This window comes from Stenotrophomonas sp. DDT-1 (assembly GCF_001580555.1).
GTDB lineage: Bacteria > Pseudomonadota > Gammaproteobacteria > Xanthomonadales > Xanthomonadaceae > Stenotrophomonas > Stenotrophomonas sepilia.
Genome location: NZ_LEKR01000005.1, coordinates 119,662 through 137,782, shown reverse-complemented (window position 1 = coordinate 137,782; position 18,121 = coordinate 119,662). Strand labels below are relative to the sequence as shown.

Genomic DNA, 18,121 nt, shown 5'->3' with positions numbered 1-18,121 from the left:
TCCTGGCATTTTCCAGCACTGTCCTTCCGGAGCACCCCGGTGAAGGTCCTGTCGGTGTTCGGCACCCGGCCGGAAGCGATCAAGATGGGGCCGCTGGTGCGCGCCCTGGCCCAGGCTGCGGACGTCGAATCGGTGGTCTGCATCACCGGCCAGCACCGGGCGATGCTCGACCAGGTGATGTCGCTGTTCGAGATCACCGCCGACCATGACCTGGATGTCATGGTGCCCAACCAGACCCTCAATGGCCTGTGTTCCAGGCTGTTCGAGCGGCTTGACGCGCTCTACACGCAGGTCCGCCCGGATCGCGTGCTGGTGCACGGCGATACCACCACGGCGATGACCGCCGCCCTGGCCGCGTTCCACCACCGCATTCCGATCGGCCATGTCGAGGCCGGCCTGCGCACCGGCGACATCAACCGGCCATGGCCGGAGGAGATGAACCGGCGGGTGATCGACGTGGTCGGTCATCAGTTGTACGCACCTACTCCCGGCTCGCGCGCCAACCTGGCCCGTGAGCATCTGGGCGGGCAGATCCTGGTCACCGGCAACACGGTCATCGATGCCCTGCAGCAGACCGTGCAGCGCCTGGATGCCGATCCGGCACTGCGTGCCCAGGCCGACGAACCCTTCCACATGCTCGACCCCGGGCGCCGCCTGCTGCTGGTCACCGGCCATCGCCGCGAGAGCTTCGGCCAGGGCTTCGAGGACATCTGCCGTGCGCTGGCCGAACTGGCCCAGCGGCCGGACCTGCAGGTGCTGTACCCGGTGCACCTCAATCCGAACGTGCAGGCACCGGTCAACGCACACCTGGGCAACCTCGACAACGTGCACCTGGTGCCGCCGCAGGACTACCTGCGCTTCGTGCGCCTGATGCAGCGCGCCGACGTCATCCTCACTGACTCCGGTGGCGTGCAGGAAGAAGCGCCGGCATTGGCCAAGCCGGTGCTGGTGATGCGCGACGTCACCGAGCGCCCGGAGGCGGTCGAGGCCGGTGTGGTGACGCTGGTCGGGACCACGCCCTCGCGCATCGTCGAGGGGGTCAATGCGGCCTTGGCACAGCCACCGCAGCCGACCCGTTTCGACCCCGATGGCAGTCCCTATGGCGACGGCCGCGCCAGCGCCCGCATCGTCGCCGCCCTGCGTGGCGCCTCCCTTCCCGAGTTCTCGCCCGGTCTCCGCAGCGGCGGTGCCGCCCACCACCCTCTCCATGAAGTGACGCCATGACCCAGACCGGCCGCTCTCCCCTGTTTGCATCCGCCGCCGCGTTCGTCCTGTCGGGCGTGGTTGGCAGTGCCCATGCCGCCGACAGCGTCGCCGGCCAGTTCGCCGAATGGAGCGGTGACAGCACGGTGAGCCGGCAGATGACCCTGCGCGAACTCGGTTTCCGCCAACCGTTGGTGCTCAGCGGGCAGGAGAGCCAGCGCGAGGTCTACCTGCCGGTGCCGGCTGGCGTTGCCACCCGCGATGCACAGCTGCAGCTCGATGGGCGCTATGTGCGTGGCCACGCCGGGCGAACTTCAGGCCTGTGGTCGGTGGATGGCGATCCGGTCGCCGCGCGTTCGATCACCGATGCCCAGGGCGATGCCAGCCAGCTGCTGGCCATCGATGGCGAACCCCGCCAGAACGGCTTCGTGCGGGTCGGCGTCGGCTGGTGGTCGATCGTGTCCGACTACCAATGTGCCGACCAGAGCGCGCCGGCCAACGTGCTGCGGCTGTCGCCGGACTCGCGTTTCAGCTACCGCTTCGATGGGCGTGCCGTGGATACCGTGGCCAAGGCCTGGGGCGCGCTGCCGCCGCGGGTGCGCCTGCTGGTGGAGGGCAAGGCGCTGCAGGCGCCCGCCTACGATGCGGCCTGGCGCATTGGTACCGCGTTGCAGGCCGGCGGCAAGCAGGTGCAGGTGGTGGCGCTGCCCAAGGTCGGCGACAGCGTCGACCTGGCCGGCATCAGCATCCCGGCCAGCCTGCAGGGCGTGCCGGCGTACGCCGCGCTGGCCGCGGGCGAGCGCGTGCACGCGATCAAGGACCTGGCCGAAGTGGGAGCGCTGCTGTCGTTGCGTGACAGCGGGCCGTTGGCCGCCGATGTGATGATCGGCAGCGATGCATTGCGCGTCGGCGTACGCGCGGCGCTGGATGCGCTGGCCGCACAGGTCGGCGCGGCGGGCACCGATGCGAGCGCAGCGTTTGCCACGTGGCGCGGTACTGACATGGGCGGCCTGGAGAAGCCCGCCGCCAACGCGTCGGTCAGCGTGGTGGCCGTTGCGGGCCGTCCGACGCTGGTGGTCGACCCGGCGGCAGCGGGCAAGGTGGCCGGACTGTTCGCCGAACAGTGGCGCAGCTATGCGCTGGGCCGCAGCCTGCAGGTCAGCGCAGCAGGAACGCCCAAACTGGACGGTGACCAGGTACTGCTGAGCCGGCTCGGAAACATCGCCGGAACCATGGATGTGGTGACCCGCGCCGACCGCAGCGCCAGCTTCGATCTGGGTACGCTGTCGGCCGATGGCCGCCTGCCCGAGCAAGTGGTGATCGATGTCTCGGCGGCCCCCAATGCGGCGGGTCAGGGCGCGGTGGCCACGATCTACCTCAACGACTACCTGCTGGGCGGCAAGGTGCTGTCGGCCAACGGCCAACCGCAACGGCTGGTGGCCAAGGTACCGGCCTACGCGCTGTCGGCCCGCAACGAGATCCGTGTCAGCTTCCTGCGCCAACCGGCACGCCCCTACTGCCACGATCCGGCGACCGGCTATCCAGTCTCGATCCTGCCCAGCAGCCACCTGACCCTGGCCAAGCGCTCGCTGGGCAGTGATTTCGTCGGTGCCAGCAGCCAGCTGTCACGCGGCAACCAGGTGTTCGTGCCCGGCGCCTGGCTGCAGGATGCACCGGCCTCGCTGGGCAAGGTCATCGCGGTGGCCAGTGCAGTGGGCGCTTCGCCGGAGGCGTCGGAACTGAAGGTGGTCGACGCCGGTGCCGCGGTCAGCCCGGGCGCGCCATGGCTGGCCTTCGGCGTTGCACCGGCCGGTGTCGATGTGGCCGGCCTGAAGGATGGCCACCTGCGCGTCGGTGGCACGTCGCAACCGCTGCTGGATGTCAGCGGCCTGGATCACGCCGCGGTGGTGCAGGTGGGTTCGTCCGGAGGCCAGCTGGGCGTTCTCTACAGCGACCTCGGCGCACAGGCACCGTCGTTCAGCGCACCGTTCCGGTTGCTGCGCGGCGATCTGGCCGTGCTTGACGGCACTGATGTCGTGCGCGAATTCGACCGCCAGGATCCTTATGGCACTCGCCTCGCGCACGACGGCAATCCGCAATCGAAGTGGGAACGGCACATGGTCTGGTTGCTGCTGCTGGTTGGCGTGATCGTATTCGCGCTGCTGGCCGCCCGCGTCACCCAGGTGCGCCGCCGCAAGTCCGCCAACGCAGGACATTGATCCACCGTGGACGGTCTGTTCTGGAACATCCAGCTGGCCAACTACTACGCCGCCCTGGAAACCACGGCGGCGGCGGTGGCCGTGCTGATCCTGATCTCCAGCCTCGATGACCTGTTCATCGATGTCTGGTACTGGGTGCGCGAGAGCTGGCGCGCGCTCACCATCAAGCGTCGCGACGCGTACCGGCCGCTGACCCAGGAAGACCTGCTGCAGCGGCCGGAACAGCCGCTGGCGATCATGGTGCCGGCGTGGATGGAGTACGACGTCATCGCGCAGATGGTCGAGAACATGATCAACGTGCTCGACTACCGCGAGTACGTCGTGTTCGTCGGCACCTATCCCAACGACCAGCAGACCATCGACGAAGTCGAGCGCATGCGCCGTCGCTACAAGCGCCTGCGCCGCGTGGAGGTGCCGCATGACGGACCGACCAGCAAGGCCGACTGCCTGAACTGGCTGATCCTGGCGATCTTCGACTACGAGAAGCGCCACGACATCGAGTTCGCCGGGGTGATCCTGCACGACAGCGAAGACGTGCTGCACCCGATGGAACTGCGTTTCTACAACTACCTGCTGCCGCGCAAGGACATGATCCAGCTGCCGGTCACCTCGCTGGACCGCGAATGGTACGAACTGGTGGCCGGTGTCTACATGGACGAGTTCGCCGAATGGCACGCCAAGGACCTGGTGGTGCGCGAGAGCGTGTCCGGCATGGTGCCGTCGGCCGGCGTCGGCACCTGCTTTTCGCGGCGTGCGCTGCTGGCGCTGAGCGCGCAGACCGACAACCAGCCCTTCAACACCGACAGCCTCACCGAAGATTACGACGTCGGTGCACGGCTGGCAGCCATGGGCATGCAGTCGATCTTCGCCCGCTTCCCGGTGCAGTTCCGCGTGCGTCGGCCGTCATGGTTCGGCTGGGGGCCGGTGCGCGAGCGCACCCAGCAGATGGCGCTGTGCGTGCGTGAGTACTTCCCCGACAACTTCCGCGCCTCGTACCGGCAGAAGGCGCGCTGGGTGCTGGGCATCGGCCTGCAGAGCTGGGAGTCGCTGGGCTGGCGCGGTTCGCTGGCTACCAAGTACCTGTTGGCGCGCGATCGCAAGGGCATCATCACCTCGTTCGTCAGCATCGTCGCCTACCTCATCTTCCTGCAGTTGCTGTTGTTCTGGCTGTTGAAGGCGACCGGGGTGTGGACAATGCAGTTCCCCAGCGTGTTCCAGGCCGGTACCTGGCAGATGAATGTCGCGCTGCTGACCACGGCGGCACTGGCGAGCCGCGTCGTGCAGCGCTTCTACTTCGTCAACCGCCTGTACGGCTGGGAGCATGCGCTGATGTCGATCCCGCGCATGGTGGTCGGCAACATGATCAACTTCATGGCCACCGCCCGCGCATGGAAGGTGTTCCTGGCCTACCTGCTGTTCGGCAAGCGCATGGTCTGGGACAAGACCATGCACGACTTTCCCGATGCGGCACAGCTGGTGCAGACCCGCAAGCAGCTCGGTGAGCTGTTGACCACCTGGCAGGCGGTGGAACCGGAGCGGCTGCAGCAGGCGCTGGCGCAGCAGCATGCCGGCCGGCGGCAGCCGCTGGGCCGCATCCTGCTCACCCAGGGCTGGCTGGATGATGAAACCCTGGCCGAAGCCATCGCCTTCCAGGGCGACCTGCCGCGTGCGGTCATCGACGTCGATTACCTGCGCGCGGGCTCATTCCCGGTCAGCGCCGATGCCTGCGTGCAGTGGCGCATGCTGCCGCTACCGCCGCGGCAGCAGGAGACACTGCGGCTGGCCGTGGCCAGCCCATTGCCCGAAGACGCGCTGGCGTTGCTGAAGCAGGAAACCCGCAGCGCGCACATCGAACAGAGCATCGCCCGCGAAAGCGAAATCAACGCAGGCCTGCGCCTGATCGGCGGCGACCAGCACTGGCAGCTGGACAACGTGCCCTTGCTGGGCGACCTGCTGGTGGAGATGCGCCTGATCGACCACGCGCGCTTCGAGATCGCACTGGATGCGTACAAGCCGCAGCGCGATGGCCGCATTGGCGACTACCTGGTCAAGCAGGGCATCACCACCGAAGAGGCCGTGGCCCAGGCCATGCAGGAGCAGCGCCGGCGTGCGGCCGCGCTGCAGTCGCCGCCTCCCGGAGCCTTGCCGGCATGAAGACCACGCTGCTGTCCACCGTCATTGCCGTGGCACTGGCCACGGCCGCCGCGCCGGTACTGGCGCAGGCCGATGCGCCGCTGCCGTTGTCCGGTGCGGCCTACCGCGTCGCCGAGCAGGCCTTCGCCGCCTACGAGCGCGGTGATTACGCTGCGGCCTACCAGCAGTCCAGCGAAGCTGTCCGGTTGCGCCCGGACGTGGTGCGGCTGCGCCTGCTGCAGATCTACGCGCTGCAGAAACTGGGCCGGTCGGCGGAGGCGCAGCAGCAGGCGCGCCGTGCACTGGATGCCGGGTTGAAGGATCCGGCCTTGCCGGCATTGGCCGCTGCCACCGCTGCGCGCAGCACGCCCCCGGATGCCTGGGGCGGGCGCGCACCCTCTCCACCGCGCGCGGCCGGCAGCGGCGCAGACCGCGCCAGGCAGCAGGCCTACACGCTGGCCACCGAGGCCTATGCTGCCTATGACGCCGGGCGCATGCGGGAAGCGGCCAGCAAGGCCGAGCAGGCCTTCCGCCAGCAGCCGAAGCAGGGCGCCTGGGCGATGCTGTGGGTGGCGGCGCTGGAAGCACAGCAACAGGCCGAACTGGCCGACGCGGCCATCGGCACGGCGCTGCAGCTGGGCGCACCGAACGTCGATGAACTGCACGCGCGGCGCGCGGCGCTGGCCCGCCAGCGCGCGCTGCTGCAGGCCCAGCAGGCCTATCAGTCGCTGTCCACGCAGAACGATGCGGCGGCCGTCGCGCAGGCGCGTGCCGCCGTCGAGCTTGCGCCGGATGTTGCTTCGTACCGGTTGCTGTTGATCACCGCGCAGCTGCAGCAGGGGCGGCTGGCCGACGCCGAGCGCAGCGCCGACCAGGCACTGCAGGCCGACGGCGGGGATCTCAATGCCCGGGTGATGCGCGGCTATCTGCGCCAGCGCCAGGGCAAGACCGTGCTGGCCAATGAGGACTTCGATACCGCGCTCGCCATGCCGGGGTCCACAACGCAACAGCGCAACGTGCGCCTGCTGGCCGTGGATGCGGCCCTGGCCGCTGGGGATCGCGTACGGGCGGCTGCACTGCTGGCGCCGCTGCGGCCGGTAGTGCCAGCCGATGCAGGCGATGCACGCGCGCAGCAGTTGCTGCAGCAGGCCATCGAGCAGCGCGCCAGGGCGACCGGATCCAGTCGCGAGCTTCCGCGCATGAGTGCGCAGGCCTATCCAGCGCCGTTCCAGCATTGCCAATCGGATGACACCGCCAATATCTGCGAGCTGATGCCGGCTGACCTGCAGGGCGACGGTGGCGCTGCACAGCGCGCATATGCAGCCTACGCGCGGCAGGACTTTGCCGAGGCCATAGGTGAAGCACGGCAGGCAGTGCAACTCGCACCGGACGATGCAGACCTGCAAGGCCTGCTGACCACCACGCTGGCGGCAGGCAACCGCAGCCAGCAGGACGAAGCACGGCTGCGCCTGGACGCGGCACTGGCGCAACGCCCTGATGACGCCGGGCTGCTGATGCAGCGCGGCTATCTCAACCAGAAGGCCCACGAACCGGCGCGCGCACTGGCCGACTTCCGTGCCGCCGAGGCCACCGGCAAGGCACCCAAAAGCGTGGTGATCGACCAGGCGTATGCGAGTGCGGCCAACGGCGATCATCCTCAGGCGGTGTCGCTGCTGCGCAGCGCCATTGATCGCGCCGACGCCGGTGAGCTGCCTCTGGATACGCATCAGCGCTACAACGTGCGCAATGCCATCGCCAACTATTCGCGCGAGTGGGGCGTGATCGCCTCGGCCGGCTTCCGCGGCGCGCGCCAGGCCGCGACCAATGTCGGCGGCGCGGCGATCAGTACGCCGGGCGATTCGGTGTTCAGCACGCTGGAAGCGTTCTGGCGGCCCCCGGCGTTCAACGACCAGCATGGCACGCTGGAGCTCTACACGCGGCTGCTCAACACGCTGTACGACGAGGGCGGCACCTACGAATCGATCCGCGCAGTGGACCCGTGCACTGGCGAATCGACACCCGACGCACGTGCACGCGCCGACCGTCTCAGCCGTTCGCGTTCCACCACCGGCTGGCCGTCCACCATCGCCTCGTTCGGCATGCGCTACGCCTTCGGCCAGACCGGCCTGAGCGCCGGCATCGAGCGCCGCCAGTTCCTCGGTAGCGCCACGCGCACGGGCGATGTCTATCCCGCCTCCGCGGCCGTGCAGTGCAGCCTGCAGCTGGCCCTGAACCCGCCACTGGAATCCAGCACCCTGGCCCGCTACCGCCTGGCCAGCGGTTCCGGTGCCTGGATGTCCTACCTGACCTACGGCTATTACCACGGTACCGACCTGCGCACCGACGTGAACCAGTGGTGGATGGTCAGCGGCTACGCGCAGGGCGGTTACACATGGGATGACAACAGCGCGCATTTCACCCTGGATGCACTCGATGCCAACGGCATACCAGTGCGGCGGATCGGTGATGCCAATGGGCGCCTGCATCGCGAACAGTGGTTCGCGGCCGCTGAACTGCGCGCCGGACGCAGCTTCCGTTTCGGTGCCGGACAGACCCACTGGGTGGTCACGCCGTATGCGGTGGTGGGGGCGGACTGGCTGGACCAGCGCTCGCGCGTGCGCGACATCCGCTACCCGCTGTTTCCGGTACAGTCGTTCGCGCTCAACGATACGCAGCGCGGCTGGTCACTTGGCGCGGGGCCGGGCCTGGGCGTGCGCTACTGGTTCCGCGAGGACCGCTACAACACGCCGCGTTCCTACCTCGACCTGACCGTGCAGTACCGCTTTGCGATCGGTGGCGGTGATACGCAGCGCGCCAAGGGCCTGTTCGCCACCGCCATCCTCTATTACTGAGGCAGCCCCCACCGCCGCCGCAGCGCCGCCGCCTGCGGCGTGTCCTGGGTCAGCCACGGCTCCAGCGCATAGACCAGCACGTGCTGTGCGCCGCTGTCGCGTGCCCACGCCAGCTGCCGTTGGATCCGCGCGGCATCGGCAGTCTCGCCCTTGAACCCGCTGCCATCAGCGGCGCTGCCGGGCAGTTCGTGGAACAGCTCGACGATCGCGTCGAAGCCGATGTCGTGCGCGTGGAAATGATCGAGCAACGGCTGGAGCTGCTGGACGTTGCCGGCGCCGGCAACGCCCACGCCGTCCTGCACCATCGGTCGCAGCGTGGCCTGGGCCAGTACCGCCTGCCATAGCGTGACCAGGTCGCCATCGGACTGCAGGCGGCTGAAGTAGCAGGAGATCGCGCAGTCACCGCCGCGCGCGCCGGTGGCGTCTGCCAGCCCGTGCAGCCACTGCGCCAGCCATTGCTGGCGGGCCGGATCGGCCCAGTGGTACTGCTCCAGTTCGTAGGGCAGGTACCAGCCCCCGAAGGCCGGCTGCTCGGCCCACGGCGCCTGTGCCAACCAGCTGCGTGCGTGCGCCAGGCTGTCGGCCAGGAACGCCTGCAGCGCGGCGTCGTCGGCGCCGATCGCCTGCCACCAGCGCTGCTGAAAGGGTAGGCCGACACGGATGCGCAGGTTGTTCTGGCTGGCGGCGGTGAACAGCTGCCGCAGGCTGCCGTCGGGCACTGACCAGTCGCCGTCACTGCCGCCGACGATGCCGGTCCATTGCAGCACCAGCTGACGGCAGCCCAGCGTATGTGCAAGCTTCAACGAGCGCTGCCAGTCGGCCAGTCCCCACTGCAGGTGGCTGCGCCAGGGCTGGAGGAAGGTGCCGTCGACCTGCACCGGCAGCGAGCAGCCGGGCAGGGTAGCGAGCGTACCGGCCAACGGCGCCAGCACGGCCGCGCGCAGCAGGCGGCGGCGCAATGGCGAAGACGGATCTGCGGGAAGGACGGGCGCAACCATGCCCGCATCATCCCAGAGCACCGTGCGCAGCAGGTGAACCCAGCAACGGGTAGTGCCGGCCGCTGGCCGGCACCACCACGTGCTTACTCCAACGCGTAGCGCAGGGTGAACAACACCGCCACCAGCCATACCGCCGGATGCACTTCGCGCCAGCGGCCGGTGCCGGCCTTCAGCGCCGCATACGCGATGAAGCCAAACGCCAGGCCATTCGCGATGGAGTAGGTGAACGGCATCGCCAGCGCACACAGTGCGGCCGGCACCGATTCAGTCAGGTCGCTCCAGTCCACTTCCACCAGTTCGCGCAGCATCAGGCCGGCCACGAACAGCAGCGCCGGTGCGGTGGCATAGCTGGGCACCATTGCCGCCAGCGGCGAGAACAGCAGCGCGGCCAGGAACAGTGCCGATACCACCAGCGCGGTCAGGCCGGTGCGCCCGCCCACCTGCACGCCCGAGGCACTTTCAGCGAAAGCGGTGGTGCTGCTGGTGCCGAGTACCGAACCGGCCACGATGGCAGTGCTGTCGGCCAGCAACGCGCGGCCGAAGCGCTTCTGCGCGCCCGGCAGCTTCAGTAGGCCGGCGCGGCCGACCACGCCGTACAGGGTGCCGGTGGCATCGAACACTTCCACCAGCACGAACACCAGCACCACCTGCAGCAGCACCGCGATCGGTGCGCCGCCGTCATGGTGCAGCAGGCCCGGCAGGTCCAGCTGCAGGAAGGTGGGCGCCAGGCTCGGCGGCAGCGAGACCAGGCCTTGGTACTGCACGTCGCCCAATGCCCAGCCCGCACCGGTCACCGCCAGGATGCCGAACAGGATCGCGCCGCGGATGCGGCGTGCTTCCAGCACTGCGATCAACAGGAAACCGGCCAGCGCCAGCAGTGGCGGCGCCGTGTTCAAGGGGCCCAGCGCCACCAGCGTGTCCTCGTTGCCGACGATCACGCCGGATTTCTGCAGCGCGATGATCGCCAGGAACAGGCCGATGCCGGCCACGATCGCCGAGCGCAGCGACGAAGGAATGCCCGACACCAGCCATGCCCGCACACCGGTCAGCGACAACACCAGGAACACCAGGCCGGAGATGAACACCGCCCCTAGCGCCTGCTGCCACGGCAGGCCGGCAGCGCCGACCACGGTGAATGCGAAGAACGCGTTCAGGCCCATGCCCGGTGCCATGCCGACCGGGAAGTTGGCCGCCAGCGCCATTACCGCCGAACCCAGCGCGGCGGCCAGGCAGGTGGCCACGAACACCGCACCCGCATCCATGCCGGTGGTGCCGAGGATCTCCGGGTTGACGAAGACGATGTAGGACATCGTCAGGAAGGTGGTGATGCCGGCCAGCAGCTCGGTACGCACGGTGGTGCCGTGCTGCTGCAGCTGGAACATGCGCTCGAACAGGGACATGGAGATTCTCGCGACGATAAGGTGTCACGACCAACGGCCGTGACCTATCCGAATGCAGAACGTGGGTACCGACCGTTGGTGGTGGGTACCGACCGTTGGTCGGTACGCTTCAAAGCGTCACCACCAACGGTGGTGACCTACCGAAAGGAGAAAGGCCGCGCGAGCGCGGCCTTTCCGGTTGCCTTACTTCAGCGCCTTGAAGCGCAGGCGCTTGGGCGCAGCGTCATCGCCCATCCGGCGCTTCTTGTCTTCCTCGTACTCGCGGTAGTTGCCCTGGAAGAACTCCACGTGCGAGTCGCCTTCGAAAGCGATGATGTGCGTGGCGATGCGGTCCAGGAACCAGCGGTCGTGCGAGATCACGAAGGTGTTGCCCGGGAACTCCAGCAGCGCGTCTTCCAGCGCACGCAGGGTTTCGATGTCCAGGTCGTTGGACGGTTCGTCGAGCAGCAGCACGTTGCCACCCTGCAGCAGGGTCTTGGCCATGTGCAGGCGACCACGCTCACCACCGGACAGCGAACCGACCATCTTCTGCTGGTCCTGGCCCTTGAAGTTGAAGCGGCCGATGTAGGCGCGCGACTGGATCTCGATGCCGTTGATGTTGAGGATGTCCAGGCCGCCGGCGATTTCCTGGAAGACGTTGTGGTTGCCTTCCAGCTTGTCGCGGCTCTGGTCCACGTAGGACAGCTGCACGGTCGGGCCGATCACGATCTCGCCCGAATCCGGCTTTTCCTGGCCGGTGATCATCTTGAACAGGGTCGACTTGCCGGCGCCGTTCGGGCCGATGATGCCGACGATCGCGCCCGGCGGAATCAGCATCGACAGGTTGTCGATCAGCAGGCGGTCGCCGAACTTCTTGGAGACGTTCTTGAACTCCATCACCATGTTGCCCAGGCGCTCGCCCGGCGGGATGAAGATTTCGTTGGTTTCGTTGCGCTTCTGGTAGTCCTGCGACTGCAGTTCTTCCAGGCGGGCCAGACGGGCCTTGCCTTTGGAACGGCCGCCCTTGGCGTTCTGGCGCGACCATTCCAGTTCCTTCTGGATCGCCTTCTGGCGAGCCTTTTCCTGGTTTTCTTCCTGCTTCAGGCGTTCATCCTTCTGCACCAGCCATTCGGTGTAGTTGCCCTTCCACGGAATGCCGCGGCCGCGGTCCAGTTCCAGGATCCACTCGGCGGCGTTGTCCAGGAAGTAGCGATCGTGGGTGACGGCCACCACGGTGCCGGTGTAGCGCGCCAGGAACTGCTCCAGCCATTCAACCGACTCAGCGTCGAGGTGGTTGGTCGGTTCGTCCAGCAGCAGCATGTCCGGCTTCTGCAGCAGCAGGCGGCACAGTGCCACGCGGCGCTTTTCACCACCGGACAGGTTGGCGATCTTGGCGTCCCACGGCGGCAGGCGCAGCGCATCGGCGGCCACGTCCAGCTGGTTTTCCAGGGTGTGGGCATCACCGGCGGCCAGGATCGCCTCCAGGCGCTCCTGCTCCTTGGCCAGCGCGTCGAAGTCGGCACCTTCTTCGGCGTAGGCGGCGTACACCGCTTCCAGCGCGGCCTGGGCCTGCAGCACTTCGCCCACGCCTTCCTCGACCGACTCGCGCACGGTCTTGTTCGGGTCCAGTTCCGGTTCCTGTGCCAGGTAGCCGACCTTGATGCCCGGCTGCGGGCGGGCCTCGCCCTCGAAATCGGTGTCCACGCCGGCCATGATCTTCAGCACGGTGGACTTGCCGGCGCCGTTCAGGCCCAGCAGGCCGATCTTCGCGCCCGGGAAGAAGGACAGCGAGATGTCCTTGATGATCTGCCGCTTGGGCGGGACCACCTTGGACACGCGGTTCATGGTGTAGATGTATTGCGAGGACATGAGGTCTCCGTAGGCGCGGCCCTGCGCCCGGCCCATCACGGGAACATCCCGTTGTGGCAGCGGGCACAGACTGGAAAGGAATACCGCCAATTATAGCCGGAACCGGTTCCGGGCCGCGCCCGTGGCAGGGGCGCTGGCTGGCCGTGGCCTGAATACTTCGTCACAGTCCTGCAGCGGGAAGCGTTTCCAGCCGGAAACGGTTCAGATCGGGTGCGCAATATGGGCTCACCACCACCCAAGCAGAGGTCTGACATGCGCATCAATCGAGTAATGGCCAGCGCCGTGGCCTCTGTGCTGGCGCTCGGCGCGGTGGCCCCGGCCTTTGCCGACAACGACCACCGTCGCGGCCATGACCGCCGCGAGTGGCGCGAGGACCGCCGCGAATGGCGACAGGACCGCCGTGACTGGGAACGCGACCGCCGCGAGGCACGCCGCGACTGGCACCGCGACCACGACCGCTACTACCGCCCGGCCCCGCCGCCGCCGCGCGTGGTCTACCGCCCGGCCTACGGCCCGGGCTACGGCTGGAAGGTCGGCCACCGCTACCGCGATTATTACCGCGGCCCGATCTATGTGGTGAACGACTACCCGCGCTACCACCTGCGCCGCCCGCCGTATGGGCACCACTGGATCCGCGACGACCGCGGCAACATGCTGCTGGTGGCGGTGGCGACCGGCATCATCGCCGACTACATCATCAACAGTCGCTGAGGATCGCGGCCGGGGTCGGATCCCTTTCCAACGGAAAGGGCTGTGATCCCACAATGTCACTCGAAACCATACGGGGCCGGATTCCTTCGGGAGTGCCGGCCCCGGCCTTTTCGGCCCCGGCAGGCCGGTGCGGGGCTACAATCATGGGCTGAGCCGTACCCCTTTCCCTGCCTGCTGGAGTACCCGATGTTCCCGCGTGACGTCCGCATCGAAACCTACGATCCCGAACTGGCCAACGCCATCGCCGCTGAGACCCAGCGCCAGGAAGACCACGTCGAGCTGATCGCCAGCGAGAACTACACCAGCCCGGCGGTGATGGAAGCCCAGGGCAGCCAGCTGACCAACAAGTACGCCGAAGGCTACCCGGGCAAGCGCTACTACGGTGGCTGCGAATACGTGGACATCGCCGAGCAGCTGGCGATCGATCGCCTCAAGCAGCTGTTCGGCGCGGACTACGCCAACGTGCAGCCGCACAGCGGTTCGCAGGCCAACCAGGCCGTGTACTTCGCCCTGCTGCAGCCGGGTGACACCATCCTCGGCATGAGCCTGGCCCACGGCGGCCACCTCACCCACGGTGCCAAGGTCAATGCCTCGGGCAAGCTGTTCAACGCCGTGCAGTACGGCGTCAACGACCAGGGCCTGATCGATTACGACGAAGTCGAGCGCCTGGCCCTGGAGCACAAGCCGAAGATGGTCGTGGCCGGCTTCTCGGCCTACTCGCAGGTGATCGACTGGGCGCGCTTCCGCGCCATCGCCGACAAGGTCGGTGCCTACCTGTTCGTGGACATGGCCCATGTCGCCGGCCTGGTCGCCGCCGGCGTCTACCCGAGCCCGCTGGACCACGCCCACGTCGTCACCTCCACTACCCACAAGACCCTGCGCGGCCCGCGCGGCGGCATCATCATCGCCAAGGGTGCCGATGAGGACCTGGTCAAGAAGCTGCAGTCGATCGTGTTCCCGGGCATCCAGGGTGGTCCGCTGATGCACGTCATCGCCGGTAAGGCCGTTGCCTTCAAGGAAGCGCTGGAACCGGGCTTCAAGGCCTACCAGCAGCAGGTGGTGAAGAACGCCCAGGCGATGGCCAACACGCTGATCGCGCGCGGCTACAAGATCGTCTCCGGTGGCACCCAGAACCACCTCATGCTGGTGGACATGATCGGCAAGGACGTGTCCGGCAAGGACGCGGAAGCGGCGCTGGGCAAGGCCCACATCACTGTCAACAAGAACTCGGTGCCGAACGACCCGCGTTCGCCGTTCGTGACCTCGGGCCTGCGCCTGGGCACTCCGGCGGTGACCACCCGTGGCTACGTCGAACAGGACTGCGTGGACCTGGCCAACTGGATCGCCGACGTGCTCGACGCGCCGAACGATGACGCCGTCATCGCCCGCGTGCGCGACGCGGTTAGCGCGCAGTGCCGCAAGTACCCGGTCTACGGCTGATCGGGGAGTGGGGTCGGATCCCTTCCCGCAGGGAAGGGCTCTGACCCCAGCATTGGAGTAACCGCGCATGGATGAGCGCCACCTCAAGTATCTGTACACCGCCCTGGCGGTGCTGCTTGGCCTGCCCAGCCTGGTGATGGGCGGCGCGGCAGCGACCATGCTGCTGCTGATGGGGCTGGGCCAGTTCGGTCACGGCACGCTGGCCTCGGTGACGGTGATGCCGCTGTGGGGCCTGGCCGGCATTGCCGGCTGCCTGGCCTGGTTGTGGCTCAGTGCGGGTTTTCTGATGCAGGGGCGTGCCGGGCTGCACGTGCACCGTCTCTGGTGGTGGATGCTGCTGGCGGGCGGTCTCGCCGCCTTGCCCCCGCTGGGGCTGGCGCTGTGGTGGGGCGTCACCGTGCACGCCGAAGGCATCACCCTGTTGCTGCTGGGCCCGTCGATGCTGGTGCCGGCTGCGATGCTGGTGTGGATCAAACGCTGCGCATGACGTGGCCCATGGAAGGGAATCGAACGCGTGGATGAGCGTCTGCACAAACGCTGGATGGCGATCGCCGGCCTGCTGGTAGGCCTGCCCACCGTGGCGGCAGGCGGCACGGGTGCCGTGCTGGGGCTGATGGTCGTATGGGACGGCAAGTACCTGACGGGCGACGAGCACACGCTGTTGCTGCTGTGGTCGTCGGCGGGAATCATCGGCCTGCTGTCGTGGTTGTGGCTGAGCGGACTGTTCCTGTGGCGCGGTGTTGCCGGCCTGCGCCAATCACCGGTTGCCGCCTGGGCCGGCCTGGCGCTGGGCGTGCTGGCCGCGTTGGCCGTGGTTGCCGCCACGCTGTACTTCACCTTCAAGCACGGGGAGATCTCGACATTGGCCTTCCTCGGCTTTGGCCCACCGTTGCTGGTGATGGCCGGGCACCTGGTGTGGCTGCGCTGGGCACGCGCAGCCTCGGTGCCGCCGACACCCGGTTGAGCGCACAGCGCTGACCGCGCTGGAGGCTCTGTTCGGCCGAAATGCAGGCACTTCCGCGCAGACAGCATTTGCTGCGGGGCCCTTTCTCAGGTACCTTTGCGACGCTGCCATGACCGTGGCAATAGGTACTTCCCTGAGCCAGGCGTTCCATGCATTGCCCCTTCTGCCAACATGCCGATACCCGGGTCATCGACTCGCGCGTCTCTGAAGACGGCGCGACGATTCGCCGTCGGCGGGAATGCGAAGCCTGCGGCGAGCGCTTCAGCACCCTGGAAACGGTCGAGCTGAAGCTGCCGGCCATCGTCAAGAGCGATGGCACCCGCGAAGCGTTCGACCAGCGCAAGGTCCGCGCGGGGTTCGACCGCGCGCTGCAGAAGCGCGCGGTGCCCGAAGACAAGATCGAGGCGGCGGTACGCGCGGTGGTGCACCAGCTGCGCATCAGCGGCGAGCGCGAAGTGCCCTCGATCAAGGTTGGCGAGTTCGTCATGAACGAACTGCGCAAGCTCGACCACGTGGGCTACGTGCGCTTCGCTTCGGTGTACCGCAGCTTCGAGGACGTGGCCGATTTCCGCGAGGAGATCGAGAAGCTCGAGCGCGACCTGCCGTCCAGCACCGAACAGCTGCAGCTGCTGGGCGATGTGATCGCCCTGACCAAGAAGAAGAAGGGCTGACCGCCTTTTCCCTGGTAGATGCCAACCTTGGTTGGCACCGATGGCCGCATTCACTGGTGGGTGCCAACCGTTGGTTGGCACTGACGGCATGGATCAACACCGGCGGCGTTACCATGGCCGCATGACCACTTCGTTCTCCGTCCTCGACCACCTGCACATGGCCAACGCACTGCGCCTGGCCGAGCGTGCCGCCTACACCACCCGCCCCAATCCGATGGTCGGCTGCGTGATCGCCCATGGCGAACGCGTGGTCGGGCAGGGCTGGCACCAGCGCGCCGGTGGCCCGCATGCTGAAGTGTTCGCGCTGCGCGAGGCCGGCAGCGACGCCCGTGGCGCCACCGCCTACGTCACCCTGGAACCCTGCGCGCACTACGGGCGCACGCCGCCGTGTGCGCTGGCACTGATCGAAGCGGGCGTGTCGCGCGTGGTCGCGGCGATGCGCGATCCGTTCCCCAAGGTCGATGGCGGTGGCTTCGATCTGCTGCGCAATGCCGGCATCGAAGTTGTCGAAGGGCTGATGGCGGCACAGGCGCGCGAGCTCAACAAGGGTTATCTGTCGCGCGTGGAGCGCAACCGCCCGTGGCTGCGGGTGAAGCTGGCCGCCAGCCTGGATGGCCGTACCGCGATGGCCGACGGCAGCTCCAAGTGGATTACCGGTCCGGCCGCGCGCGAAGACGTGCAGCACTGGCGCGCTCGCGCCGGTGCGATCCTGACTGGCGCCGATACCGTGCTGGCCGACGACCCGATGCTGACCGTGCGCCTGGCCGATACCGAGGTGATGCCACCGCTGCGGGTGGTGCTCGATTCGCGCCTGCGTTCGCTCGAATGCAGCCGCGTGCGCGAAGGCGGGGCCCCGACGCTGTACCTGCACGATGCGGCGGTGAGCGCACCGGATGCGGCCGATGCCGAATTCGCCAGTGTGCCGAGCGTTGATGGGCGGTTGGATCTGGGTGTAGTGCTGGCGCTGCTGGCCGAGCGGGGCATCAACGAGGTGCATACCGAAGCCGGCGCGACACTGGCCGGTGCGCTGCTGCGTGCTGGCTGGGTGGACGAACTGCTGCTGTATCAGGCGCCCACGCTGCTGGGCGATAACGGTCGTCCGCTGCTGGCCGGTCTCGGCATCGAGGCGATGGACCAGCAGCGTCGCCTGCGCGTGGTCGATCAGCGGCAGGTAGGCGAAGACATCCGGCTGCTGCTGCGGCCGTGAGGGACCAGCGCAGAGCAGGGGCTGCGCCCTCGGCGTCAGGTTGATTCGTCCTCTTCTTCGCCGACGGGGCACTGGCCCTTCCACTGCTGCTTCCACCGCGCATGCAGGTCGCGGCAGTACGCGCCCAGTGCCTCGCCCGGCAGTTGCCTGGCCTTCAACCGCAGCTGGCGACGCGTAAACCCGTCGTCATACTCATGGGGCAGTACCAGCACGGCACATTGGTCGTGATACATCAGGAACGCGTGGCAGTCGTCGTCTTCGCTCATCCACGCATCCAGATGCCTGTCGCTCAGCTGGGTCGACTCGAAGGCGACTGAGGGTTGGACGACGAAAATCTTGGTGGCTTTGAACCTGGACGCCTCGGCCTGCCAGGACGCCATCAGCGCCAGCACCATGATCGCGGTCGACGTCATACGGTGTTTCATGCGGTTGCCCCCGGTGGAAGAGGGCAACAGCATTGACCATGCAGGCGACC

14 protein-coding genes are annotated in these 18,121 nt (G+C 67.7%); 10 read left to right on the top strand and 4 right to left on the bottom strand.

Annotated elements, in window-relative coordinates; genetic code table 11:
- Positions 1-39: 39 nt before the first annotated feature.
- The 4 genes from wecB to AB839_RS04310 are packed head-to-tail and all read left to right on the top strand — an operon-like array spanning position 40 to position 8,407.
- On the top strand, positions 40-1,224 hold the full coding sequence (gene wecB, locus AB839_RS04325; protein ID WP_061478425.1) for a UDP-N-acetylglucosamine 2-epimerase (non-hydrolyzing): 1,185 nt from the start codon (positions 40-42) through the stop codon (positions 1,222-1,224).
- Positions 1,221-3,422: a hypothetical protein gene (locus AB839_RS04320; protein WP_061478424.1), complete on the top strand. Its 2,202-nt coding sequence runs from the start codon at positions 1,221-1,223 to the stop codon at positions 3,420-3,422. The genes wecB and AB839_RS04320 overlap by 4 nt, the downstream gene beginning before the upstream one ends.
- A gap of 6 nt (positions 3,423-3,428) precedes the next feature.
- Complete coding sequence (locus AB839_RS04315) at positions 3,429-5,576, top strand: glycosyl transferase family protein (protein WP_061478423.1); 2,148 nt, start codon at positions 3,429-3,431, stop codon at positions 5,574-5,576.
- On the top strand, positions 5,573-8,407 hold the full coding sequence (locus AB839_RS04310) for a hypothetical protein (RefSeq protein WP_061478422.1): 2,835 nt from the start codon (positions 5,573-5,575) through the stop codon (positions 8,405-8,407). The genes AB839_RS04315 and AB839_RS04310 overlap by 4 nt, the downstream gene beginning before the upstream one ends.
- Here AB839_RS04310 and AB839_RS04305 read toward each other — a convergent pair.
- The 3 genes from AB839_RS04305 to ettA form a co-directional block, all read right to left on the bottom strand.
- Positions 8,401-9,405 carry a DUF4434 domain-containing protein gene (locus AB839_RS04305; protein ID WP_061478421.1) on the bottom strand — a complete coding sequence of 335 codons (1,005 nt, stop codon included), beginning with the start codon at positions 9,403-9,405 and terminating at the stop codon, positions 8,401-8,403. The two genes, AB839_RS04310 and AB839_RS04305, sit on opposite strands and share 7 nt — an antisense overlap.
- An 83-nt stretch (positions 9,406-9,488) precedes the next feature.
- Positions 9,489-10,805, bottom strand: coding sequence for an NCS2 family permease (locus tag AB839_RS04300; RefSeq protein ID WP_061478420.1), 1,317 nt, complete (start codon positions 10,803-10,805; stop codon positions 9,489-9,491).
- Positions 10,806-10,988: 183 nt separating this feature from the next.
- Positions 10,989-12,653: an energy-dependent translational throttle protein EttA gene (gene ettA, locus AB839_RS04295; RefSeq protein ID WP_005415249.1), complete on the bottom strand. Its 1,665-nt coding sequence runs from the start codon at positions 12,651-12,653 to the stop codon at positions 10,989-10,991.
- Between the two features lie 252 nt (positions 12,654-12,905).
- On the opposite strand from ettA, the gene AB839_RS04290 reads away from it, so the two are divergent.
- From AB839_RS04290 to ribD, 6 genes are all read left to right on the top strand, one after another.
- Positions 12,906-13,364 (top strand): RcnB family protein, encoded by a 459-nt coding sequence (locus AB839_RS04290; RefSeq protein WP_061478419.1) that lies wholly within the window; start codon positions 12,906-12,908, stop codon positions 13,362-13,364.
- 186 nt (positions 13,365-13,550) lie between these two features.
- Positions 13,551-14,804 (top strand): serine hydroxymethyltransferase, encoded by a 1,254-nt coding sequence (gene glyA / locus AB839_RS04285; RefSeq protein WP_061478418.1) that lies wholly within the window; start codon positions 13,551-13,553, stop codon positions 14,802-14,804.
- A gap of 67 nt (positions 14,805-14,871) precedes the next feature.
- Positions 14,872-15,291 carry a hypothetical protein gene (locus tag AB839_RS04280; protein ID WP_061478417.1) on the top strand — a complete coding sequence of 140 codons (420 nt, stop codon included), beginning with the start codon at positions 14,872-14,874 and terminating at the stop codon, positions 15,289-15,291.
- 27 nt (positions 15,292-15,318) lie between these two features.
- Entirely contained in the window at positions 15,319-15,768 is a 450-nt protein-coding gene (locus tag AB839_RS04275) for a hypothetical protein (RefSeq protein WP_061478416.1), read from the top strand.
- A gap of 149 nt (positions 15,769-15,917) precedes the next feature.
- Positions 15,918-16,439, top strand: a complete 522-nt coding sequence (gene nrdR, locus AB839_RS04270) for a transcriptional regulator NrdR (protein WP_005415256.1) — start codon at positions 15,918-15,920, stop codon at positions 16,437-16,439.
- Between the two features lie 121 nt (positions 16,440-16,560).
- The gene (gene ribD, locus AB839_RS04265) at positions 16,561-17,646 is read left to right on the top strand and encodes a bifunctional diaminohydroxyphosphoribosylaminopyrimidine deaminase/5-amino-6-(5-phosphoribosylamino)uracil reductase RibD (protein WP_061478415.1); all 1,086 of its coding nucleotides are present in this window, start codon (positions 16,561-16,563) and stop codon (positions 17,644-17,646) included.
- A gap of 35 nt (positions 17,647-17,681) precedes the next feature.
- Here the strand turns inward: ribD and AB839_RS04260 are convergent, their stop codons facing one another.
- A complete protein-coding gene (locus AB839_RS04260) occupies positions 17,682-18,071 on the bottom strand; it encodes a hypothetical protein (RefSeq protein ID WP_061478445.1) in 390 nt (129 codons plus the stop codon).
- Between the last annotated feature and the right edge of the window lie 50 nt (positions 18,072-18,121).